This window comes from Nibribacter koreensis, from assembly GCF_039541795.1.
GTDB classification, from domain to species: domain Bacteria; phylum Bacteroidota; class Bacteroidia; order Cytophagales; family Hymenobacteraceae; genus Nibribacter; species Nibribacter koreensis.
The window spans coordinates 631,754-654,605 of record NZ_BAABGX010000001.1; the positions used below are offsets into that span (position 1 = coordinate 631,754).

Annotated in this window: 20 protein-coding genes and 1 tRNA gene; 19 read left to right on the forward strand and 2 right to left on the reverse strand. The window is 48.4% G+C overall.

The genetic code is table 11. The features are described 5' to 3' along the window. The first annotated feature begins 56 nt into the window (after positions 1-56). From ABD880_RS02675 to ABD880_RS02715, 9 genes are all read left to right on the forward strand, one after another. Complete coding sequence (locus ABD880_RS02675) at positions 57-842, forward strand: tetratricopeptide repeat protein (RefSeq protein ID WP_345162060.1); 786 nt, start codon at positions 57-59, stop codon at positions 840-842. Positions 843-1,082: 240 nt separating this feature from the next. Beyond that, a complete protein-coding gene (locus tag ABD880_RS02680) occupies positions 1,083-3,554 on the forward strand; it encodes a DUF5686 family protein (RefSeq protein WP_345162064.1) in 2,472 nt (823 codons plus the stop codon). A 100-nt stretch (positions 3,555-3,654) separates the two neighbouring features. Then, a complete protein-coding gene (locus tag ABD880_RS02685) occupies positions 3,655-4,725 on the forward strand; it encodes a tetratricopeptide repeat protein (protein WP_345162066.1) in 1,071 nt (356 codons plus the stop codon). 52 nt (positions 4,726-4,777) lie between these two features. Then, positions 4,778-6,712, forward strand: coding sequence for a threonine--tRNA ligase (gene thrS, locus ABD880_RS02690; RefSeq protein WP_345162068.1), 1,935 nt, complete (start codon positions 4,778-4,780; stop codon positions 6,710-6,712). Between the two features lie 107 nt (positions 6,713-6,819). Continuing rightward, the gene (infC, locus tag ABD880_RS02695) at positions 6,820-7,350 is read left to right on the forward strand and encodes a translation initiation factor IF-3 (protein WP_345162070.1); all 531 of its coding nucleotides are present in this window, start codon (positions 6,820-6,822) and stop codon (positions 7,348-7,350) included. A 20-nt stretch (positions 7,351-7,370) separates the two neighbouring features. Next, positions 7,371-7,565, forward strand: a complete 195-nt coding sequence (gene rpmI, locus ABD880_RS02700) for a 50S ribosomal protein L35 (protein ID WP_048920338.1) — start codon at positions 7,371-7,373, stop codon at positions 7,563-7,565. Positions 7,566-7,643: 78 nt separating this feature from the next. Continuing rightward, positions 7,644-7,988: a 50S ribosomal protein L20 gene (gene rplT, locus ABD880_RS02705; RefSeq protein WP_160688594.1), complete on the forward strand. Its 345-nt coding sequence runs from the start codon at positions 7,644-7,646 to the stop codon at positions 7,986-7,988. Between the two features lie 234 nt (positions 7,989-8,222). After that, positions 8,223-9,716: a peptide MFS transporter gene (locus ABD880_RS02710; protein ID WP_345162083.1), complete on the forward strand. Its 1,494-nt coding sequence runs from the start codon at positions 8,223-8,225 to the stop codon at positions 9,714-9,716. A gap of 82 nt (positions 9,717-9,798) precedes the next feature. After that, a complete protein-coding gene (locus tag ABD880_RS02715) occupies positions 9,799-10,317 on the forward strand; it encodes a GreA/GreB family elongation factor (RefSeq protein ID WP_345162085.1) in 519 nt (172 codons plus the stop codon). Positions 10,318-10,543: 226 nt separating this feature from the next. Here ABD880_RS02715 and ABD880_RS02720 read toward each other — a convergent pair. Continuing rightward, a tRNA-Met gene (locus tag ABD880_RS02720) sits at positions 10,544-10,617 on the reverse strand. Between the two features lie 127 nt (positions 10,618-10,744). Between ABD880_RS02720 and ABD880_RS02725 the strand changes: the two genes are divergently transcribed. The 8 genes from ABD880_RS02725 (at position 10,745) to bshB1 (ending at position 19,472) form a co-directional block, all read left to right on the forward strand. Next, entirely contained in the window at positions 10,745-11,140 is a 396-nt protein-coding gene (locus ABD880_RS02725) for an START-like domain-containing protein (protein ID WP_345162087.1), read from the forward strand. Positions 11,141-11,240: 100 nt separating this feature from the next. After that, positions 11,241-12,650, forward strand: a complete 1,410-nt coding sequence (locus ABD880_RS02730; protein WP_345162089.1) for an LptF/LptG family permease — start codon at positions 11,241-11,243, stop codon at positions 12,648-12,650. Positions 12,651-12,758: 108 nt separating this feature from the next. Next, positions 12,759-13,034 (forward strand): 30S ribosomal protein S15, encoded by a 276-nt coding sequence (gene rpsO / locus ABD880_RS02735; protein ID WP_345162092.1) that lies wholly within the window; start codon positions 12,759-12,761, stop codon positions 13,032-13,034. Positions 13,035-13,175: 141 nt separating this feature from the next. After that, entirely contained in the window at positions 13,176-15,326 is a 2,151-nt protein-coding gene (pnp, locus tag ABD880_RS02740) for a polyribonucleotide nucleotidyltransferase (protein ID WP_345162094.1), read from the forward strand. Between the two features lie 199 nt (positions 15,327-15,525). Further along, positions 15,526-16,389: a sigma-70 family RNA polymerase sigma factor gene (locus ABD880_RS02745; protein WP_048920485.1), complete on the forward strand. Its 864-nt coding sequence runs from the start codon at positions 15,526-15,528 to the stop codon at positions 16,387-16,389. A 237-nt stretch (positions 16,390-16,626) separates the two neighbouring features. After that, complete coding sequence (gene trxB / locus ABD880_RS02750; protein WP_345162103.1) at positions 16,627-17,571, forward strand: thioredoxin-disulfide reductase; 945 nt, start codon at positions 16,627-16,629, stop codon at positions 17,569-17,571. Between the two features lie 132 nt (positions 17,572-17,703). Next, the gene (locus tag ABD880_RS02755; RefSeq protein ID WP_345162105.1) at positions 17,704-18,729 is read left to right on the forward strand and encodes a peptidoglycan DD-metalloendopeptidase family protein; all 1,026 of its coding nucleotides are present in this window, start codon (positions 17,704-17,706) and stop codon (positions 18,727-18,729) included. A 14-nt stretch (positions 18,730-18,743) separates the two neighbouring features. Continuing rightward, a complete protein-coding gene (bshB1, locus tag ABD880_RS02760) occupies positions 18,744-19,472 on the forward strand; it encodes a bacillithiol biosynthesis deacetylase BshB1 (RefSeq protein WP_345162107.1) in 729 nt (242 codons plus the stop codon). A 93-nt stretch (positions 19,473-19,565) separates the two neighbouring features. Here the strand turns inward: bshB1 and accC are convergent, their stop codons facing one another. Beyond that, entirely contained in the window at positions 19,566-21,080 is a 1,515-nt protein-coding gene (gene accC / locus ABD880_RS02765) for an acetyl-CoA carboxylase biotin carboxylase subunit (RefSeq protein WP_345162109.1), read from the reverse strand. 209 nt (positions 21,081-21,289) lie between these two features. Between accC and ABD880_RS02770 the strand changes: the two genes are divergently transcribed. Together ABD880_RS02770 and ABD880_RS02775 are read left to right on the forward strand one after the other, a co-directional pair. Beyond that, positions 21,290-22,528, forward strand: a complete 1,239-nt coding sequence (locus tag ABD880_RS02770; RefSeq protein ID WP_345162111.1) for an aminotransferase class I/II-fold pyridoxal phosphate-dependent enzyme — start codon at positions 21,290-21,292, stop codon at positions 22,526-22,528. A gap of 111 nt (positions 22,529-22,639) precedes the next feature. Further along, complete coding sequence (locus ABD880_RS02775; RefSeq protein WP_345162113.1) at positions 22,640-22,831, forward strand: histone H1; 192 nt, start codon at positions 22,640-22,642, stop codon at positions 22,829-22,831. The last annotated feature ends 21 nt before the right edge of the window (positions 22,832-22,852 follow it).

The window sequence follows — 22,852 nt, forward strand, 5'->3', positions numbered from 1 at the left end:
TTCAAAGAAAAGCCGTATATTACCCTTGAGTTGGACCCGCTATTTACTTGAGGATCATGACACACGTTGCACGGTACGTCTATTTGTTCACAATATGCATAAGCTTTCTGAGCCTGCCTGCCTTTGCCGGCGGTGTAGGCTCAGATCAGCTTTTGTGGGAGGCAAATCAACTGTTCAGAGAATTTAAGGACGCAGAGGCGTTAGAAAAATTTGAGCAGCTTATTAAAGAAGAACCCAATCATCAGGAAGCGCTTTGCAAAGCCACGGTGCTGAGCACCCGCATAGGTGGCAGATTTACAGATGACACCCGCAAAGGCCAGTACTTTGAAAAAGCCTTATCACTTTCTGCCAGGGCCGTTGGAGTAGACAGTACCAAAGCCGAAGCAAATTACGCCCGGGCGTTGGCCTTAGGGAGTATGTCACAGGTGAGCGGCATTAAGGACAGGTTAATTTACCTGGCAATCTCTAAGCGTTACATAGACAGAGCTTTGGCTATAGATGACAAGCATGCCGGTGCCTGGCACTTACAGGGGCGCTGGAGCTACAAGGTGGCCAACCTTACCTTTGCAGAGAAGGCGGCCAGTAAACTACTAGTAAGTTCTGGTGAGTTGCCCATTGCCTCTAATCAAGATGCGCTGAGTGCCATTACTAAAGCCATTGCATTAGAACCATCTAATCTGCTTTACTATTTTGACTTGGCCCGCGTGCAAAAAGACGTTGACCTAAAGAGTGAATGCATAGAAACCTTGCAAAAAGCCTTAGATCAAAAATTAGTCACCACAGAAGATTTAGAAATAAGCAGAAGATGCAAATTGCTTTTGCAACAGATGCTTAAAGTCTAGCACTAAATCATAACTACAACAGAAAAGGCTCCGTTATTCCGGGGCCTTTTCTGTTGGGGCCTTCCTGGCTCTAAATTAAAAGGGTGGACGGAGTAGGGGGAAAGGGTAATTGGCTGTCTAGCATTTAATAACGGGGCAAGGCCTTAATGTAAATTCTTTTTAATAGGCAGCTGCATTATTATTGATTACCTAGAAATAAAAAACTATATTTTCATATATTCGTTTTCCAAACCCTTATTTGTGAGAAAAAGCTTACTGCTCTTTTTACTTTTCATAAAGGCGTTGCATCTCTTTGCCCAAACCGTTCCCCTCTCTGGCAAAGTGGTAGACTCTGAAACCTTGAAACCCCTTGACTTTGTAACGGTTCAGCCGCACAAGGCCAAGGTTCCTGTGTTTACAGATGAGGCCGGTAACTATATTCTCAAACAGTACCAAGAGGGTGACAAGGTTTCCTTTACCTTACTAGGGTATGGCCAAGTCACCAAGACCGTAAAAGAACTAAAGCTTCAAGGCAACATTTCATTAATTCGCCAAAGCTTTACGCTGCAAGAGGTGGTCATTGGGCCTCAGGAAAACCCTGCTTTTAAGATTGTAAGAGCAGCCGCCCGCAAAAAAGAACAGTACCTACCTGAAAACCAGAAGGCCATGGAGTTTGAGACCTATTCTCTCATGAAGGGCAGCATTCTGGAGAGCGAGGCCAAAGATAAAAAACGCAAGTTCTCTAAGCGCTTCGCGCCTTACCTGGACAGCCTGATGGTAGGCAGTGACCAGAACAGGCTAGCATCCTTGCCCATCTTCCAGTCAGAGACGGTCAAGCACAACTATTTCATCAAGGATCCTAAAAAGAACAAGGAAGTCCTAAAGGCCAGCAAGGTAGTGGGCGTTGGCATAGAGAAAGAAGCCCAGATTGCCCAGTTGTTAAATGCGCAGGCTGAGCATTTCTCCTTCAACCAGAACTATGTGCGCATGTTTGACAAGGACTTTGTCAGTCCAATTGCCAGCGGCTGGGCAAACTACTATGACTATGACCTGGAAGACAGCGTAGAGACGGCCACTGGTAAAGTCTACAAGCTAAAAATCTTGCCCAAGCGCCCGCAAGATCTTACGTTTAGCGGCACCATGTGGATAGCAGACGGTACGTTTGCCCTGCGCCGCATAGAAGTTAAGATGAACCCTGCCGTTAAACTGAATTTCATCACAGATCTGCGCATTACACAGGTATGGGAGGACGGTGACCAAACCCTGTTGCCAATTTCAAGCAAAAGAAAGTTTCAGTTGTCTGGGTTACCGGGTACTGAGGTGAGGCTTTTTGTAGAATCTGCAACACATTATAGAAACCTGGTCCTCAATCAGCCTAAAGAAGCAGACTTCTTTGACAATACCCACGTCATGGGCGATTCTGTATTAAAGTATAAAGAGGATTTCTGGCTGGCGGCGCGCCCTGAGAGTTTTTCGCCCCAAGACCTGAAACGCGTAGAATCCATTGCCCAAATCAACAAGCTTCCCGAAATCCAAAGCACGGTCAAGCTGATACGCGTAATTGTAGAGGGGCACCTGCCCCTCAATGACAAACTGGAATGGGGTCCAATTTTTGGCACATACGTGTTTAATAACATAGAAGGCCACCGGTTCCAATTAGGAGCCAGGACCACAGAGGCTTTCCATAAGAACTGGATCTTAAACGGGTATGCAGGGTACGGGACAAGAGACAAGTCTCTCAAAGGCCTCATGAACATACGGTACGTGGCAGACCGGGAACGCTGGACGGAGTGGGGAGCCAGTTACCTCAATGACGTAGGCCCGGCGGCCATGGACCTGAACAATACTAGGGTCAACAGCTTATTCTATTCGGCGTTTAGATGGGGCGAAATGAATTTCCCATATAAGCAGGAACGCATGCAGTTGTGGGCAGAACGGGAGTGGGTGCAGTTCTTCTCCCAGCGCATCACCCTGCGTCATACCAAACACACGCCTGCCTTTTACTCATCACCTGTTTCTGAAGGACAATTTGAGCAGTTTGGCAAGTTTAGAACCACAGACGTCATCATCAACCTCCAGTACACCCCTAACCGCAAAACTCTCATCCGGCACTGGGATAAGATTGGCATTTCTAATTCAAATGCCCCGGTGATAGGGCTGGAGGTGTCACTGGGAATGGACGGGGTGCTCAACTCAGACATCAGTTACCAGCAGGTGGCGCTTTCGGTGGAGCAACGCATAAGAGCCGGGGTGCTAGGGTATGGCCGTTATTATTTTAGGGCAGAGAAAACATTTGGCCAGGTGCCATTGCCTTTGTTGCAGGTGCCGGTAGGCAATGAAACGCCTTTCTTTATTTTGCATGGTTACAACCTAATGCCGTTCTTTTCTTTTGCCAATGACCAAATGGTGTCCTTGCGTTATGACCATCACTTTGAGGGCGCCCTTTCGCTTACCAACCGCATTCCATTGCTCAAGAAAACCCGAGCTCGTCTGGTGGCTGGAGGGGCCATGATGATGGGTAGTTTATCTGAAAAGAACCAATCTAATACAATGGAGGGAGACCCCAATTTTGGCAACTTTAAGGGACTGGACAGAGACCCGTACGCAGAGGTGAATGTGGGCCTGAAGAACCTCTTCCAGTTGGTGCGGGTAGACTTGGTGCACCGCCTTACCTACAAGCAATTAGACATGCCGGCTTGGGGCGTGCGTATGTCCATCTCCGTAAATCCGTAGGGTCGTTTTTTGGCTGTTTTCCAGAAAATAGGCCAAAAACCAAAATCTGCTTCCTTAAATTTGTGTACCTTCACCTAGGTTTTATCACTTGAGTCCATTCATGCGCGGATTTTTCCAGCTACTTTTTCTTTTAGGTATTTTAGGAGTGACGGGCTGTAGCCAGGAGAAACGGCAGGAACGGATGTTCTCTCCCAAGCGCGTCAACAGTTCTACTTCCGTCCAGATCAATGAGATTACCAGAGCCATCAGTCAAGGCAATGAACAGCCAGAATGGTATGTAAAACGCGCCAAGCTCTACCTCTCCATCAACAAAGAATCACAAGCCTTAGCTGATTTGAACACCGCCTTAGAAGAAGATCCTTCCTTAGGCGAGGCTTATTTTCTTAAGGCCAAGATTCTGGTGGCCAGACAACAGTACCAGGAGTCCATGAAGCACATGATGCAGGCCAAGGAGTTCAATTACTACACACCAGAATCTGAAGCTATCTTAGCTGAGACCTATGTGGGCCTGAAGCAGTATGAACGGGCCTTGTCACATAGTAGCAAAGCAGTGCAGTTAAGCCCTGGCGAGGCCAAGTTTTACGTCTTGTTAGCCAAAGCCCAGTCGGGTACGGGAGATACGGTACGGGCAATTTCCAACTTAGGCAAGGCTTTACAACGAGATTCAGTCTCTCTTCCAGCTTACCGTGAACTGTCGGCTATCTACACGGCCCAGAAGCGGTTTGAGGAAGCCTATCCTATGGTAAACGCCGGCGTAAAGCAACAGCCTAAAGACGCGTTCTGGTGGAGACAACTTGGGCAGTACTTTATGGCGTATAGCCTAACAGATACGGCCATGGCCTGCTTTACACGGTCTGTTAATTTTGAGCCCAATCAACCCGCCGGATATCTGGGACTGGCGCAGGCCTGGTTTAAGAAGCGTCAATACAGCATTGCCTTAGAGAACCTGGTCAAGGCCCAGGAACTAGGGGCGCCCTTGAATGAGGAGAACCGGTTTCTGCTGGCCAGAAGCTATGAGTATACCGGGCTGCGCGAGTTGGCCAAGAGCCATTACGCTTTTTTAGCAAGAAAATATCCGCAAAACCCGCGTTATATGGTAGCTTTGCGAAAGTTGCAAACGCCTATAAGACGTCCAACTATAGATACGTTAAGCACAAATTCGGTTTTTTAGTTAATTTCACTAAAACAAGCTAAAAACGAAGAAGCATTTTCTTTTAGACCATATGATCAATATTACCTTACCAGACGGCTCTGTCCGTGAGTTTCAGGAAGGGGTGACTGGCATTGAGATAGCCGCCTCAATTAGTGAAGGGTTAGCCCGCAACGTACTGGCCGCCAAAGTGAACGGCCAAGTCTGGGATTTGACGCGTCCTATCACGCAAGACGCTGCCGTACAGCTGCTCACCTGGAACGATGATGAAGGTAAGTCTACCTACTGGCACTCCTCGGCCCACTTGCTAGCCGAGGCCATAGAAGCCTTGTACCCAGACGTGAAGTTTGGCATTGGGCCTCCTATTGAGAATGGTTTCTACTATGACATTGACCTAGGCGACAGAACCCTCTCCCAAGAGGAGTTTCCGGCCATTGAGCAGAAGATGCTGGAGCTGGCCCGCCAGAAAAGCGAGTTTGTGCGCCGCGAGGTAAGCAAAGAAGAAGCCGTGGCTTACTTCACGCAAAAAGATGATAAATATAAGCTGGACCTGCTGGAAGGTTTAGAGGATGGCACCATCACCTTCTACTCGCAAGGTAACTTTGTAGACCTTTGCCGTGGGCCGCACATTCCCAACACAGGTTTTATCAAAGCCGCTAAGCTTATGAACGTGGCCGGTGCCTACTGGCGCGGCGATGAGAAGAGCAAGCAGCTGACCCGCGTGTACGCCATCACGTTCCCTAAGCAGAAAGACCTAACCGAGTACCTGGAGCGTCTGGAAGAAGCCAAGCGCCGCGACCACCGCAAGCTGGGCAAAGAAATGGAGCTGTTTGCGTTCTCTGAGAAGGTAGGCATGGGCTTACCGTTGTGGTTGCCTAAAGGCACCATGCTGCGCGAGCGCCTGGAGAACTTCATGCGCAAGGCCCAGATGAGAGCGGGCTATCAGCCAGTGGTTACGCCGCATATTGGATCCAAAGAATTATATGTGACCTCTGGTCACTATGAGAAATACGGCGCAGACTCGTTCCAGCCCATCAAGACGCCTAATGAGAACGAGGAGTTCTTCTTAAAGCCCATGAACTGTCCGCACCATTGTGAGATCTACAAGACCCGTCCGCGGTCTTATAAAGAGCTCCCAGTGCGGCTAGCCGAGTTTGGAACCGTTTACCGCTACGAGCAAAGCGGGGAGTTACATGGTCTAACCAGAGTGAGAGGCTTTACCCAGGATGACGCACACATCTTCTGTCGTCCTGACCAGGTAAAGGAAGAATTCACCAAAGTAATTGACCTGGTGTTGTATGTATTCAAGGCCTTGGGCTTTGAGAACTATACCGCCCAGATCTCCTTGCGTGACCCAGAAAACAAAGCCAAGTACATTGGTTCTGATGATCTTTGGGAGAAAGCAGAGAGCGCCATCATAGAAGCCGCCACTGAAAAAGGCCTGCCCACGGTAACAGAACTAGGCGAAGCTGCGTTCTATGGACCTAAGCTGGACTTCATGGTGAAAGACGCCTTAGGCCGCAAGTGGCAGTTGGGAACCATTCAGGTAGACTACAACCTACCGGAGCGCTTCCAGTTGGAATACATAGGCGCTGATAATGAGAAGCACCGTCCAGTGATGATTCACCGGGCCCCGTTTGGTTCTTTGGAGCGTTTTGTGGCCGTATTGATTGAGCACTGCGCCGGTAATTTCCCGCTGTGGTTGAGCCCAGACCAAGTGGCCGTACTGCCAATCTCTGAGAAGTACCATGACTATGCCCAGAAGGTGTATGCCATCTTGCAAGACCAGGACATACGCGGTTACATTGACTCTCGTGATGAGAAGATTGGCCGTAAGATCAGAGACGCCGAAGTGAGCAAAGTACCATACATGATCATTGTAGGGGAGAAGGAGCAGGAGAATGAAATCATTGCCGTGCGTAAACATGGGTATGGTGACATGGGCAGCATGCGCGTAGACGCGTTTATTGAGAACTTTAGAGCGGTTCTGGCAGAAATGCTGAACTAAAAAGAAAAAATACTTTTATTTTACAGGGTAAAACGCGATATTCGCACCCTGATTGTGAAACCTTAAATTTAGGAGGTACAACTATTTCTACTAATAACAGACGCTACGTGCCACGTGGCAAGGTCGAAGAACCTTATCGGATCAATCAGCGCATCACCGGCGTACGCGACGTACGGGTGGTAGGTGAGAACGTAGAGCCAGGAGTCTATAGCATAGACCAGGCCCGCCGTTTCGCTACAGAGCAGAACCTTGACTTGGTGGAGATTTCGCCAAAGGCAGATCCACCGGTTTGTCGCATCATTGACTATTCTAAGTTCAAGTACGAACAGAAGAAGAAGCAACGCGAGATGAAAGCCAAAACCACCAAGGTGGTTATGAAGGAGATTCGTTTTGGTCCTAACACAGATGACCACGACTTTGAATTCAAACTAAAGCACGCCCGCCAGTTCCTGGCAGAAGGTGCCAAGGTAAAAGCGTACGTGCACTTTGTGGGCCGTACCATTGTCTTTAAAGAGCGCGGTGAATTACTTTTGCTTAAATTTGCGCAGGCGTTGGAAGACGTAGCCAAAGTTGAGCAGCTTCCAAAGCTAGAAGGAAAGAGAATGTTCTTGTTCCTGGGGCCTAAAGTGAAAAAATAATTACCCTTAAATACACCTAGATGCCTAAGATGAAAAGCAAATCAGGGGCTAAGAAGAGATTCACCCTGACAGGTACTGGCAAAGTAAAGCGTAAGCACGCCTACAAAAGCCACATCCTGACCAAGAAGACCACCAAGCAGAAGAGAAATCTGACTCACATTGGTTTAGTTAGCGAAGCTGACCAAGCGAACGTGAAGAGAATGCTTGCGTCTTAATTCAATTTAATTATTGTTTCAACGAGAACTGGTAACTAAGAATTAAACCGAAATCACCAGCCTCAAAAAAAATCAGAAATGCCTAGATCGGTAAACGTTGTGGCGGCCCGCCACAAAAGAAAAAGAATAATGAAAATGGCCAAAGGTTACTTTGGTCGTAGAAAAAACGTTTGGACAGTAGCCAAAAACGCAGTAGAGAAAGGTTTACTTTATGCCTACCGCGATAGAAAAGTTAAGAAGAGAGATTTCCGCGCATTGTGGATCCAGCGTATCAACGCAGCTGCTCGTATTAACGGCCTGTCTTACTCTCAATTAATGGGCGGTTTGAAAAAAGCCAACATCACCTTGAACCGTAAGGTTTTAGCTGACTTAGCTTTGAACCATCCAGAAGCCTTCAAAGGAATTGTTGCAAAGGTGAAATAGTCCTTTCTGACATATACATAAAAAAAAGCCCAGCTACTCAGCTGGGCTTTTTTTTATGCCCATATAACAAGGATTCTAAGAAATTTCCTTCGCCGTTTTTGGCCTGTTTCCTAGAAAATAGGCCAAAAACGATAGGCAAGGATAGCAATCGCCTTATATTTGTAGATACTGTCTCAAAACTTAAGTGGCATTCAAAAGCGTCAACAACACATCCCTATATTAACAAAACCACCCATGGATTTAACAAATTCTGTCCTGCCAGAGGAGCAACCTGCCAAAGGCCACCCCAAGCAACTGTACATGCTCTTCTTCGCCGAGATGTGGGAACGGTTCTCCTTCTATGGCATGAAAGCCCTTTTGCTGGCCTACATGGTCACTGAGCTAAAGTTTGACGAGCCCAAGGGTTATGCCATTTTAGGTTCTTACGCCGCGTTGGTCTACACCATGCCCATGTTTGGCGGCGTGATGGCAGATAGGTACTTGGGCTTTAGAAAAGCCGTTCTCTTTGGCGGCATCTTAATGACCATCGGGCATTTGGTGCTGGCCGTGCCAGAGGACTGGAGCTTCTTTTACGGCATGGCGTTCATCATCTGCGGGAACGGTTTCTTCAAGCCCAACATCTCCAGCTTGGTAGGGACGCTATACGCAGACAATGACCCAAGAAAAGACAGCGGCTTCTCCATCTTCTACATGGGCATTAATATTGGCGCGGCCTTAGGTGGTTTGTTGTGCGGGTACGTAGGGCAACAAATTAACTGGCACTACGGCTTCGGGTTGGCTGGCATTTTCATGATAGCAGGCCTGGTGGTTTTCTACCTGGGTAGTAAATCCTTGGGGCACCGGGGCTTGCCGCCTAGCCCGGAACAGTTAAAGCAAGGCGTGTTCTTAGGTATCAGCCGCGAGGTCATCATTTACTTGGTTGCCTTGGCCTTAATCCCTGTAATTGTGGCCTTGTTCAACAGATATGAGTTAATGGACTACATCATGTTCGGGTTGGGTGCGGTGGCCTTGTTCTACATTTTGTTTGTGGCTTTTCAGTTAGAGATGCTGGAGCGGAACAAGCTCTTCGCGGCTCTGGTCATGATCATCTTCTCGGCTATGTTCTGGGCTTTTTATGAGCAGAACGCCGGGTCGTTGAACCTCTTTGCCATGCGTAACGTGGACATGAGCGTAGGCGATGTGAACCTGCCAGCCTTGTCTGTGAACAACTTCCTGCCGCCCGCTTGGGTAATTGTGCTCAGCTTCTTCTTTGCCTGGCTTTGGCCGGCCTTGAACAGAAAGAATCTGGAGCCGTCCACGCCGCTTAAGTTTGCCTTCTCTTTTCTATTGCTGGGGATCGGGTTCTATTTGTTCTACTTTGCCTGCACCATGAATGAGGAAGTGGGCTTGATTCCTTTGTATGCGTTTGTGGCGGGCTATTTTTTCATCATTTGCGGCGAGATGTGCCTTTCACCCATCGGGCTTTCCATGGTGACCAAGTTGGCTCCGGCTAAAATGGTGGCCTTGATGATGGGCATCTGGTTTTTCGCCAGCGCCATTGGCGAGTTCCTGGCAGGTAAAATTGGCGCTTTGATGAGCGTACCGGCCAATGTGGTTGACAATCCCGTGTTGTCCTTGCCATACTATGCCACCATTCTCAACCAGATTGGCATTGGGTCCATAGCCATTGGCTTTCTGCTGGTTCTTTTAGTGCCTCTGCTTAACAAATGGATGGGCAATGTGAGGTAGCCTGATTACTTTTTTAAGATGTAGTTTAAGAGCGATTCAGGGGGAGGTTAACCTATCCTTGAATCGCTTCGTTGTTATGGGCATGAGCAGAGCATTTGCAAAAGAAGATGACGCGGTAGAAGCGCCTATTATTCCGGCCCGCGCCGCCTTGCCTCCGGGCGTCACCAATTATGTGACACCGCAGGGCCTGGCCCAACTACGCTTAGAGGCAGCTGAACTGGAAGCCGAACGCACCAAAATTGAAACCAGTCAGAGCGATGCATTAGAGCGGACTAGAAAATTGACTATCATAAAAGGAAAGATTCACCAATTAAATGAGCGTCTTGCCACCGCCAAATTGGTGGAGACAGAAGGTCAGCCCACAGACCAAGTGCGGTTTGGGGCCACGGTGACTTTAAAAACAGTTGAGGGAGGAAAGCCCGGATTCATCAGAAAGTTTACCATTGTGGGGGTAGATGAAGCCTCTATCACGGAAGGGAAGATTGCTTTTGTGGCCCCCATTGCCAAAGCAGTCCAAGGCGCCAAAAAAGATGATATAGTTACGCTTCACTTGGCCGGAAAAGAGGAAAAAGTACTAGTGGAGGCTATTACCTATGCTTAAAGGAACGATGACGATCATGGGTTCTAACTTATTTTATAGTAGCGTTTAATTGCTATCTATAATGTGCGTACAATACCTGTATAAACGAAGCGGCTCCTTTTCTTAGTCATAGAAAAGGAGCCGCTTCGTTTTTGGCTTATTTTCAAGAAAACAGGCCAAAAACGCCTGCCTTGGTCTTGTAAATTATTGGGCGTAAAAAAAGCTCCACTGGTAAGTGGAGCTTTTGTAGCGGGGAGCAGAATCGAACTGCCGACCTCAGGGTTATGAATCCTGCGCTCTAACCATCTGAGCTACCCCGCCGAATTATGGTGCAAATGTAGGCGAAAGATTATTAATGGTACAAACTTTTTAGTGTAAAATATTTTCTCTTATTTGACCCCACAAGCTACCTACCTATACTACACCCTTTTACGTTGGCTCTTTTTTTATGAGTAAAACTAAATTTATCAGAGAATACGCGTTGAATGCCTCGCCCAAGATGATTTACCCTTACCTGAGCACTGCTTCTGGGCTGGAGCAATGGTTCTGCCAGTCGGTAAATGTGATGGGGGACCGTATTTTTAACTTTATCTGGGACAACCAGGACCACCTAGCCGAGATGAGCAGCCACCGCACCAACCGGTCTGTGCGCTTTACATTTCTGGGACCCAACAGAATGACCACCGCAGACTCTGGCTACATTGAGTTTACCATTGACTCTAGTGAGCTTACCCAGGAACAATATCTACGCATCTTAGACTATACGGATGAAGGAGACGTTGAGCAGTTAGCGGAACTGTGGGACAACCTGGTGCAGAACCTGCGCGAGATCATTGGCGGCTAAGCGTGCGTTTTCGGCGTCTTTTTGTAATTTCGGCCACTTTTCCGGCGTCATGTTTGTTAACCGGCTTACTGCTGGCCCCGGATAGGAGTGCCCTTTTTACATGAAAAAATTAGACAAGCTTATACTTAAGTCCTTTATAGGGCCGTTTTTGCTCACGTTTGCCGTGGTAGAATTCATCTTTCTGCTACAGGTAATCTTAAAGTACCTGGATGACCTGGTGGGCAAGGACCTGGGCATTGCCGTGATAGGGGAGCTGCTTTTCTATTTCAGCATCAACCTGGCGCCAAACGCGTTCCCGTTGGCCATTCTGCTGTCCTCCCTCATGACCTTCGGGAACCTGGGGGAGCACATGGAACTGACGGCCATCAAGACATCCGGCATTTCTTTGGTGCGCGCGTTACGGCCCGTTTTTGTCTTTTCGGTACTGCTCACCATTGCGGCCTTCTTCTTTAACAATACCATTGTGCCCAAGGCCAACCTGCGGGCGTACAGCCTGATGTGGGACATCCGGCAGAAAAAGCCTTCTCTGGACATCAAGGAAGGGTCTTTTTACAACGGCTTGCCCAACCGTAGCATTAGGGTGGGCAAGAAGTTTGACGACGGGCAGACGCTAAAGGACATTATGATCTATGACCATAGCGGCGGCCAGGGAAATACCATCGTGGTGCTGGCAGACTCGGGTAAGATGTACACGCAGTACAATGACCAATACCTGGTGCTGGAGATGTTCAATGGCAAAACGTTTGTTGAGGACGTAAACAACCAGAGCACGGTCACCCAGAACGGGGGCTTCGCGCGGCAGGGGTTCACGGCCAACAAGATGGTGGTGAACCTGTCTTCTTTTCAACTGGACAGGAGCAACACCCAGCTGTTTGCCGAGAACAAGATGATGAAGAACATCACTCAGCTCAAGCAGGTGACAGATTCTTTAGAAAGCCAGCAGGGTAGGGAGCGTCAATTGCTGGCCCCCAATGTGCGTCCGTTCTACAACCACTTTCAAGTAGACAAGAAGGCAGACACGCTAAAGGCACTGGCCAATTACAGCAAGCCCTTGCCGCCCATTACCTTAGAAGACGTGCGCATGGCTTCTGGCTCTGCCCGCAACGTGAAAAGCTTTACCAGTAGTTACGCTTCCAGGCTCACCAGCATTGAGCGCGAGAAGAACAACTATGAGATAGAGATCTACAAGAAGTTTACCCAGGCGCTGGCCTGCTTTATCATGTTTTTGATTGGGGCGCCGTTGGGGGCCATCATTAGAAAAGGTGGTTTGGGTATGCCCGTAATCATCTCCATTGCCTTCTTCATCATCTACTATGTGCTGAGTATTCTAGGTGAGAAATGGGGCAGGGAAGGCGTAGCCCCAGTGCCATTGGGCATGTGGGCAGCCAACATGGTGCTGTTCCCGGTGGGTATTTTCTTCTTGATCCAGGCGCGCAATGACTCTAGCTTACTGGAGTTTGACCTCTGGCGGAAACTCACTTCAAGACTGCGCCGGGTAAAAACACTATAAATCATTGGGTTTATTCGGGAGAAAGATTTTACTGTTCCGGAATTTTATCTAACTTTGCGACTTATATTCGATACTGCGAAAAAAACGTAAGCCAAGTACTTTACACGCATGAAATTAACAACTGAAGCGAAACAAGAGATCTTCGAAAACAAAGGATTTGCCAAAACAGCTACTGACACTGGGTCACCTGAATCGCAAATCGCATTGTTTACTACTAGAATCAACCACCTAACGGACCACCTTAAGGTTCACAAGAAAGACTTCTCCACTCGTTTGGGGCTTTTGAAATTGGTTGGTAAGAGAAGAAGACTATTAAACTACCTGACCAAGACTGATATTGGACGTTACCGTGCAATCATTGCTGAGTTAGGCATTCGTAAATAACACCATAAGAAGGATTAGGGAATTCATTAACGGGATTCCCTAATCTTTTTTATTGCCCTTTGCTTTCCCGGCAAAACTTATTGACAGCGCCCCTGGCATAGCTAGCGGGTGCATTTTACATTGATGCATTAGATAAATCAGATGTCATACAACGCTATAAATAAAACTATCCGCATGGCCAACGGCCGTGACATTACTATTGAGACCGGTAAACTAGCCAAGCAGGCAGACGGTTCTGTAGTAGTAAGATGCGGTAACGCCATGCTATTGGCAACAGTGGTCTCTAACATTGGAGCCCGCGAAGGGGTAGACTTCCTTCCTCTATCTGTAGACTATCAAGAGAAATTCGCTTCTAGCGGTAAAATCCCGGGTGGTTTCTTGAAGAGAGAAGCTCGTCTTTCTGACTATGAGGTATTGATCAGCCGTCTGGTGGATCGTATCCTACGTCCTATGTTCCCAGAGGATTATCACTCTGAGACGCAGGTGATCATCAACTTGATTTCAGCTGATCCAGAAATCCTGCCTGACGCTTTGGCCGCTCTTGCCGCCTCTGCCGCCCTTTCTGTGTCTGACATTCCGTTCAACGGTCCTATCTCTGAAGTAAGAGTAGCTCGTATTGACGGTCAGTTCCAGATCAACCCTGTTCTTTCTGATTTAAGCCGCGCAGACATTGACCTGATAGTAGGTGGAACCGCAGACAGCGTAGCCATGGTAGAAGGTGAAATGAGCGAAGTGTCTGAAGAAGAGATGCTAGAGGCGATCAGAATTGCTCATGATGCCATCAAAATTCAGGTTGCCGTTCAGCTAGAACTAGCGCAAGAGGTTGGAAAACTAACCAAGCGCGAGTACAGCCATGAGACCAACGACCTTGAATTAAAGGAGTTGATCTACAAAGCGGTGTATGACCAAGCCTACGGCGTTGCCGCTTCTGGTAATAAAGTAAAGGCTGAGCGTAAGAACTCTTTCAAAGCCATTAAAGAAGCCTTTGTTGCTTCCCTTCCAGAAGACCATACGTATGACGCTACCCTGATTGGAAAATACTTCCATGACGCAGAGAAAGACGCCGTACGTAACGTGGTATTAAAAGAGCGTCGTCGTTTAGACGGTCGTGCTCTGGATGAGATCAGACCTATCTGGTCAGAGATCAACTACCTGCCATCTGCCCACGGTTCTGCCGTGTTTACTCGCGGTGAGACCCAATCTTTGACTACGGTTACCTTGGGTACCAAGATGGATGAGCAGATGATTGATGGTGCCATGTTCTCTGGCTACAACAAATTCATGTTGCACTATAACTTCCCTCCATTCTCTACCGGCGAGGCCAAGCCTATGCGCGGTACGGGACGTAGAGAAGTAGGACACGGTAATTTGGCCATGCGTTCTTTAAAGAAAGTGTTGCCGCCAGAAGACACCAACCCATATACCATTCGTATCGTTTCTGACATCCTGGAATCTAACGGTTCTTCTTCTATGGCTACCGTTTGCGCGGGTACACTAGCCTTGATGGATGCTGGTATCCAAATCAAAGCACCAGTTTCTGGTATCGCTATGGGATTGATCATGGATGAGACCACTGGTAACTTTGCCGTTCTTTCAGACATCTTAGGTGATGAAGATCACTTGGGTGACATGGACTTTAAAGTGACGGGTACTGCCAAAGGCATCACGGCTTGCCAAATGGACATCAAAGTGAAAGGTCTTTCTTTTGAGATCTTGGGCCAAGCCTTGTCTCAGGCCAGAAACGGTCGTCTGCACATCTTGGGCGAGATGAACAAAACCATCTCTCAACCAGCCGCTGACTTCAAGCCGCATGCGCCGCGTTCACAGAACATCATCATTGAGAAAGAATTCATTGGTGCGGTAATTGGACCAGGTGGTAAAGTGATTCAGCAGATCCAGCGTGACTCTGGTGCGGTTATCCAGATTGAAGAGAAGAATGACAAAGGCTACGTGAACGTGTTTGCCACCAATCAGGAGGCCATGCAGATGGCGGTCTCTAAGATCAAAGCCATTGTGGCAGTTCCAGAGGTAGGCGAAGTGTACACGGGTAAAGTTAAATCTATCCAGCCGTACGGTGCGTTTGTGGAATTCATGGCCGGTAAAGACGGTTTGCTACATATTTCTGAAGTGAAGTGGGAGCGTCTTGAAAGCATGGAAGGCATCCTGGAATTAGGCGAGGAAATCCAAGTGAAACTGGTGGACGTGGACCCTAAGACCGGCAAGTTCAAGCTTTCTAGAAAGGCGTTACTGCCTAAGCCAGAGAGAAATACAGAAGCTCCGCAAAATAACTAATTGATTTCATCCAGAACCCAACCATACGCGTTCTATTAAGTAGGACCGGGTGGTTGGGTTTTTGGGCTTCTTTCCAGAAAGTAGGCCAAAAACGGATGATTCAAGGCTATCTTGAGGACAAGAGAACTTTTGGAGCCTAGGAGGGTGTTATCTCACCAGCCTATATAACACAGAAATACACAGATAGAAATACACTCCAATGAGACAGCTGAAAATAAGCAAGCAGATTACCAACCGTGAGAGCCAGTCCCTGGATAAGTATCTTCAGGAAATTGGAAAGGTAGACTTGCTCACTCCGGATGAGGAGGTAACGCTTGCCCAGCGCATCAGAGAAGGTGACCAGTTCGCCCTCGAGAAATTAACCAAGGCCAACCTTCGCTTCGTAGTGTCGGTGGCCAAGCAATACCAGAACCAGGGCTTGTCTCTGGGTGATTTAATCAATGAAGGCAATCTTGGTTTGATCAAAGCCGCCAAGCGTTTTGATGAGACCCGTGGTTTCAAATTTATCTCTTACGCCGTTTGGTGGATCCGTCAGTCTATTTTGCAGGCCTTGGCTGAGCAGTCTAGAATTGTGCGTTTGCCATTGAACAGAGTAGGTTCTTTGAACAAAATCTCTAAATCCTTCTCAGAGCTGGAGCAGAAGTTTGAGCGGGAGCCGTCTCCAGAAGAAATCGCCGAAGTTCTAGAGTTGACTACTGCCGAGGTAGTGGATACGCTGAAGATCTCTGGTCGTCACGTGTCTGTAGATGCGCCGTTCGTGCAGGGTGAGGAAAACCGTCTGTTGGACGTACTGGAAAACGAAGACGAAGAGTCTCCGGACACTGGTTTGATGAACGATTCCTTGCGCAAAGAAGTACAACGCGCCCTTTCTACCTTGACCAAGCGCGAGGCAGACGTGATTACGCTATACTTTGGATTGAACGGGGAGCATTCTTTGACCTTAGAAGAGATTGGCGAAAAATTCAACTTGACCCGTGAGCGCGTGCGCCAAATCAAGGAGAAAGCCATTAGAAGACTGCGTCATACATCCCGTAGCAAAGCGTTGAAACCATATTTAGGATAAGCCTTTAGTACATCCTTAAAAAGCCTTGGCTCTTACCAGCCGAGGCTTTTTTTATTGCCTTCGGCGCAAAAACCTTACAGGAAATGAGAAAGTCGTTTTTAGCCTAATTCCTAGAAAATAAGCCAAAAACGAAAGGTTACTCCTTGTAAATTAAGTAGGTACACAGGTTAGAGGCTAGTAGCAGGGGAGGTCAAAGAATTTATTTGTAATATTGCACTCCCATTTTTTTTACCTGATATGGAAACCCAGAAGGAAAAAGTAAAGTGTTTGATCATAGGGTCTGGACCGGCGGGCTACACTGCCGCAATCTATGCCTCCAGAGCTGGCTTGAAACCCGTGATGTACCAAGGCTTGCAACCCGGCGGCCAGTTGACCATCACCAATGACGTGGAGAACTACCCAGGTTATCCAACCGGCATCAATGGTCCGCAGATGATGGAAGATTTCAAACAGCAGGCAGAACGCTTCGGGACAGATGTTAGATATGGTATTGCCACCTCGGTAGATTTTTCGGGCAAACCCCATAGAGTGACCATTGATGAGCAGACAGAGATAGAGGCAGACACGGTAATTTTGGCTACTGGCGCCTCAGCTAAATGGTTAGGCCTTGAGTCAGAAGCCAGACTGAATGGGAGCGGCGTTTCTGCCTGCGCCGTGTGCGACGGTTTCTTTTACCGCGGGCAAGAGGTGGCCATTGTAGGCGCCGGAGACACCGCCTGCGAGGAAGCCCACTACCTGTCTAACCTTTGCTCTAAAGTATACATGATTGTAAGACGTGACGAGATGCGCGCCTCTCAGATCATGCAGAACCGCGTCAAGAACACCCCTAACATTGAAATTCTGTGGAACAGTGTCACGGAAGAGATTTTAGGTGAGCACGCCGTGGAAGGTGCCAAAATCAAAAACACCGTCACCGGCGAGACGACAGAAATTAAAGTGACTGGCTTCTTTGTGGCCATTGGGCATGAGCCCAACTCCAAGATTTTTCAGCCTTACCTGGAGCATGATGAGAGTGGCTATTTAAAGACCATTCCGGGTACGTCAAAAACCAACGTAGACGGCGTATTTGCCTGCGGCGATGTGCAGGACAACGTGTACCGCCAAGCCGTGACGGCCGCCGGTACGGGCTGTATGGCGGCCCTGGACGCCGAGCGTTATTTGGCCTCTTTGGAAGATCATTAATTAGAAAGACAAGCCTCTGTTCTTGCGTGTGCAATAAAACAGGGGCTTGTTCAGTTTTAAGTCCGGATGCAGAAACTGCTCTGCCCCGGAGATGAAGAGAATTGAATGCTTTTAAGAAAAATACCTTTCTTCTTGTTACTAAGTCTTTGCACCCTGCTGGGGCAGCAGGCGGCCGTAGCCCAAAAAGGAGTTAAGAAGGACCTGTTCAAAGGCAAAGCGCCCAAGATCAAATACGTAAAGCCAGACACGACAGTCCTCATCAAGCATGAGGAGCTGCAGGACAATTCAGATAAGAAGAAAGCTGGGTTTAGCCCGGTGCGCAAGCTGTCCATTGTGAGCGAGGACACCAGTTCTTTGAACCTGGGAGAGCAGAGCATAGTGGAAATGTCTGAAGAGGTGCAGATGAACGACAGCGTCTGGGTGAAGATTGCCGGGTATTACGCCATTTGGGACACCCATAACATCAACCCCTACAGGAAAGACGGTCGCACGCTCAAAGAGACCGTTCCCATTAAACTGGTAGACCCAGAAAAGAACCACCATTACAAAATGCCGCTGGTAAAGACGCCGGTAACCTCAGACTTTGGGTTTAGAGGCTACCGTTGGCATTATGGCACCGACCTGGACCTGGACACCGGTGACTCTGTAAAAGCGGCGTTTGACGGCGTAGTGCGTATCTCTAAGTGGGACGGCGGCGGTTACGGAAACTATCTGGTAGTGCGCCACGTGAACGGGTTGGAGACCTTGTACGGTCACTTAAGCAAAGCTCTTGTAAAGCCGGGCCAACTAGTGAAAGCTGGACAGTTACTAGGCAAAGGTGGAAGCACCGGCCGGAGCTCTGGTCCTCACTTACACTATGAGGTACGCTATGAAGGCAACCCCATTGATCCAGAGGAAATCTACAACTTCCCGGATTATTTGCTTAAGGGCAATAACTTTGAAGTCACCTCGGCGCTGTTCAACTATTATAACAAGACCAAGCGTTCTTCTTCACAGCCTTCCAAAGCCAGGAGAACCGTGTACCATAAAGTAAGGAGCGGCGAAGTGCTGGGTTCAATTGCCCGTAAGTATGGCGTGCCCATTTCGCAAATAACGCGTCTGAACAGAATCTCCACCAGAACCACTTTGAAGGTAGGCCGTAGTCTACGCATAAAATAAGCAATTCCTCTTCTATGAAACTAGACTTGTTGGCGTTTGCCTCCCATCCAGATGACGCTGAGTTAGGGTGCGTGGGTACCATTCTGGCGCATAAGGCCCAAGGCAAAAAAGTGGGAGTCATAGACTTGACCCGCGGCGAGCTAGGCACCAGAGGAACCCCAGAGACCAGAGCGCAGGAATCTGCCGACGCTACCAGAATCTTAGGGTTGGATGCCCGCGAGAATTTAGGCCTGGCAGATGGTTTTTTTAGAAACGATGAGGAGAGCCAGCGCAAGGTCATTGCCATGGTGCGCAAGTACCGTCCAGAGATAGTTTTACTAAACGCCATTCATGACCGTCACCCAGACCATGGCCGCGGCAGTCAGTTGGTGTCTGAGGCTTGCTTTTATTCAGGCTTGCGGCAGGTGAAAACCCAAGATGAGGCAGGAGTGGAGCAGGAAGCATGGCGGCCTAAGGCGGTGTACCATTACATTCAGGACAGGCTCATCACGCCAGACCTCATTGTAGACGTGACGCCTTTTTGGGAGCAGAAGGTAGAAGCCATCAGAGCCTTCAAATCGCAGTTCTTCACCACGCCCAATCCAGAGGACAACGAGCCTGCCACCTATATCTCCAGCCCAGAGTTCATGCGGTTCATTGAGGCCAGAGCCTTGGAATTGGGCCATGCCATTGGCGTGACCTACGGCGAAGGCTTTACCAAAGAAAGACACTTAGGCGTAAAAAGCCTTTTTGATTTACTCTAATATATTCTCCTGAAAAGATAGAGCTCCGTTTTTGGCCTGTTTTACAGAAAACAGGCCAAAAACGGAGCTCTTTGCGTTGGTAATAGTACCTGACTATTTTAATCTATTCTTGCGCCAGTCAGACATGCCGCTACTAGCTTGAGCAGAAGCTTCAGTTGCTGTGGCCGTTTGCCCTGTCTTAGCCTGTCCAGAGAAGATAGCGGCCAAGACGGCGGCAATCTCTTCTTCCTCTGGATTTGATTTCGATTTCAGGACAGACGGATCTGTGAAGTAACGGTTGATGAACTTGGTGTCAAAGTTACCTGATCTAAACGCCTCATGCTCCATCACAAACTTACCGAACGGTAGGGTGGTTTCAATACCCGTGATCTGGTATTCGTCAATGGCCCTGATCATCTTCTCAATGGCTTCCTGGCGGTCTTTGCCATAGGTCACCAGCTTGGCGATCATGGGGTCATAGTAGATGGGAATCTCCATGCCTTCCTCAAAACCGTCGTCCACGCGCACGCCCAAACCCTGCGGACGCTTGTAGGTGGTCAAGGTTCCAATGTCTGGCAAGAAGTTGTTGGTAGGATCCTCGGCGTACACGCGCAGTTCCATGGCGTGGCCCGTAATGGTCAGGTCCTCCTGGGTGAAAGAAAGTGGTTCGCCCTGGGCTACTTTGATTTGTTCTTTTACCAAGTCAAGTCCTGTGATTTGTTCGGTTACCGGGTGTTCCACCTGCAGACGGGTGTTCATCTCCAGGAAGTAGAAGTTCAGGTTCTCATCTACCAAGAACTCCACGGTACCGGCACCCTTGTAGTTACAGGCCTTGGCTACGTTCACGGCACAGCGGCCCATCTCGGCACGCAATTTTGGGGTTAAGATGGCAGAAGGAGCTTCTTCAATCACTTTCTGGTGACGGCGCTGGATGGAGCATTCGCGCTCAAACAAATGCACAATGTTGCCATGAGTGTCACCTAATACTTGTATCTCTATGTGACGCGGCGAGCCGATGTATTTCTCAATGAACACAGAGCCGTCACCAAACGCAGAGGTTGCCTCACTTACTGCCATGGACATCTGCTGTTCAAACTCCTCTACGTTCTCCACCACGCGCATCCCTTTACCGCCGCCGCCGGCGCTGGCTTTGATCAAAATGGGGAATCCAATGCTGGTAGCAATGGTCTTGGCTTCTTCCACGTCCGTGATGGCCCCTTCGGTGCCCGGCACCATGGGAATGTTGTACGTGGCCACGGCGGCCTTGGCGGCCAGCTTACTGCCCATCAGGTCAATGGCTTCGGGTGATGGTCCAATGAAGATGATCCCCGCTTCCTCGGCCATTTTAGCGAAGCCCGCATTCTCAGAAAGGAACCCGTAGCCGGGGTGAATAGCATCTACGCCCAGATTTTTACAAACCTCTAAGATGACGTCCCCGCGCAGATAGGATTGATTGGAAGGGGGAGGACCTACGCAAACGGCCTCGTCGGCAAAACGCACGTGTAGGGCCTGGCGATCGGCCTCTGAGTAGATGGCAACGGTTTTAATGCCCATTTCCTTGGCAGAGCGCATGACGCGCAAAGCAATCTCGCCGCGGTTGGCCACTAATATTTTATTTATTTTTTTCATCGTCAAAAGTCCATTCAGTTTGATACTTCAAAGAAATGCCTTTCTGTGGTAAGATAAAAGCCATAAGATTAAATCATCTTGCAAAAGCCTGCTTTGCATTTGACCACAATCAATGTAAATTTGCAGGTCTTTATGCGCTAAACTGTGCCTTGACAATTACAGGACGGATTTCGTCTTGGTGATCTTCAACCGCCTTAATTTTATCTAAAGTGGATTTATTTGAAAAGTTATTAGCCAACCGCGGACCGCTTGGCAGCCATTCTCACTACGCTCATGGTTATTTCACGTTCCCTAAATTAGAAGGAGAGATTGCTCCCCGCATGACCTTTAGGGGCAAACAGGTGTTGACCTGGAGCTTGAATAACTATTTGGGCTTAGCCAACCACCCAGAAGTGCGCAAGGCAGACGCTGACGCCGCCGCTGAGTTTGGAATGGCCTTACCCATGGGCGCCCGCATCATGTCTGGTAACTCAAATAACCACGAGCGCTTAGAAAGCGAGCTAGCCGAGTTTGTGCAGAAGGAAGATGCTTTCTTGCTGAACTTTGGGTACCAAGGAGTAGTGTCAATCATTGATGCCTTAGTAGACCGCCATGACGTGATTGTGTATGACGCCGAGTCACACGCCTGTATCATTGACGGTGTGCGTCTGCACCAAGGCAAGCGTTTTGTGTACCAGCACAATGATATGGAAAGCTTAGAGAAGCAATTACAACGTGCCACTCGCTTAACGAATGAGTCAGGTGGGGCAATCCTCGTGATTTCTGAGGGTGTGTTTGGCATGAGCGGCAACCTAGGTGACCTCAAAGGCATTGTAGCCCTTAAAGAGAAATACAGTTTTAGATTGTTCATTGATGATGCCCACGGGTTTGGTACCATGGGTGAGACCGGTGCCGGCACTGGAGAGCACCTGGGCGTGCAGGACGGCATTGACATCTACTTCTCTACCTTTGCCAAGTCTATGGCCAGCATTGGCGCGTTTGTAGCCAGTAATGAAGATGTGATTACCTATCTGCGCTACAACATGCGCTCTCAGACCTATGCCAAGTCATTGCCTATGACACTGGTGGTGGGTGCCTTGAAGCGTTTAGAGTTATTGCGTTCTAAGCCTGAGTTAAAAGAAAACCTTTGGACCATTGTAAAGGCGTTGCAATCTGGTCTGCGTGAGAAAGGGTTCAATATTGGCACCACTACCTCACCTGTAACGCCTGTGTTGTTGAACGGTCAGATTCCGGACGCTACCGCCTTGACGTTGGACCTGCGTGAGAACTACAACATCTTCTGTTCTATTGTGGTGTACCCAGTGGTACCTAAGGACGTGATCATGTTACGCTTGATTCCTACGGCTGCGCACACTCTGGAGGACGTAGCGGAGACCATCGCTGCGTTTGAGGCCATCGCTTCTAAACTAGACAAGGGTCTTTACTCTAAAACTTCGGTTACGGCCTAGAAAAGCGGTTCTTTTCTGAAAAAGTGCCCTCAGTAATTTTTTTGCACCTTATTTTATAATTCCTATATTAGAGCCATAAAACGAATTGTTAAACCTTAAAAACAAGCTCTAATGAACAATTTTTCTAAAATTAAGGACCTAGTTCTGTCTCTAGAAGGTGACTTTGAGAAGTTCTATGACAAAAAGAATTCTGCTGCTGGTACGCGCGTAAGAAAAGGTATGCAGGATTTGAAAAACATGGCTCAGGACATCCGTAAGGAGGTTCAGGACATGAAGAACGCTGAAGGCGCTGACAAGAAATAAGTTGCTAACCAGCAATAAGTT

Excerpts from the sequence above, each read along its gene's own strand:
- ABD880_RS02775 (WP_345162113.1), top strand. The coding sequence starts at position 22,640 with ATGAACAATTTTTCTAAAATTAAGGACCTAGTTCTGTCTCTAGAAGGT.
- bshB1 (WP_345162107.1), top strand. The coding sequence starts at position 18,744 with ATGAAACTAGACTTGTTGGCGTTTGCCTCCCATCCAGATGACGCTGAG.
- rplT (WP_160688594.1), top strand. The coding sequence starts at position 7,644 with ATGCCTAGATCGGTAAACGTTGTGGCGGCCCGCCACAAAAGAAAAAGA.
- accC (WP_345162109.1), bottom strand. The coding sequence starts at position 21,080 with ATGAAAAAAATAAATAAAATATTAGTGGCCAACCGCGGCGAGATTGCT.
- rpmI (WP_048920338.1), top strand. The coding sequence starts at position 7,371 with ATGCCTAAGATGAAAAGCAAATCAGGGGCTAAGAAGAGATTCACCCTG.
- ABD880_RS02725 (WP_345162087.1), top strand. The coding sequence starts at position 10,745 with ATGAGTAAAACTAAATTTATCAGAGAATACGCGTTGAATGCCTCGCCC.
- thrS (WP_345162068.1), top strand. The coding sequence starts at position 4,778 with ATGATCAATATTACCTTACCAGACGGCTCTGTCCGTGAGTTTCAGGAA.
- ABD880_RS02745 (WP_048920485.1), top strand. The coding sequence starts at position 15,526 with ATGAGACAGCTGAAAATAAGCAAGCAGATTACCAACCGTGAGAGCCAG.
- ABD880_RS02710 (WP_345162083.1), top strand. The coding sequence starts at position 8,223 with ATGGATTTAACAAATTCTGTCCTGCCAGAGGAGCAACCTGCCAAAGGC.
- ABD880_RS02685 (WP_345162066.1), top strand. The coding sequence starts at position 3,655 with ATGCGCGGATTTTTCCAGCTACTTTTTCTTTTAGGTATTTTAGGAGTG.
- pnp (WP_345162094.1), top strand. The coding sequence starts at position 13,176 with ATGTCATACAACGCTATAAATAAAACTATCCGCATGGCCAACGGCCGT.
- rpsO (WP_345162092.1), top strand. The coding sequence starts at position 12,759 with ATGAAATTAACAACTGAAGCGAAACAAGAGATCTTCGAAAACAAAGGA.
- ABD880_RS02675 (WP_345162060.1), top strand. The coding sequence starts at position 57 with ATGACACACGTTGCACGGTACGTCTATTTGTTCACAATATGCATAAGC.
- trxB (WP_345162103.1), top strand. The coding sequence starts at position 16,627 with ATGGAAACCCAGAAGGAAAAAGTAAAGTGTTTGATCATAGGGTCTGGA.
- ABD880_RS02730 (WP_345162089.1), top strand. The coding sequence starts at position 11,241 with ATGAAAAAATTAGACAAGCTTATACTTAAGTCCTTTATAGGGCCGTTT.
- ABD880_RS02715 (WP_345162085.1), top strand. The coding sequence starts at position 9,799 with ATGAGCAGAGCATTTGCAAAAGAAGATGACGCGGTAGAAGCGCCTATT.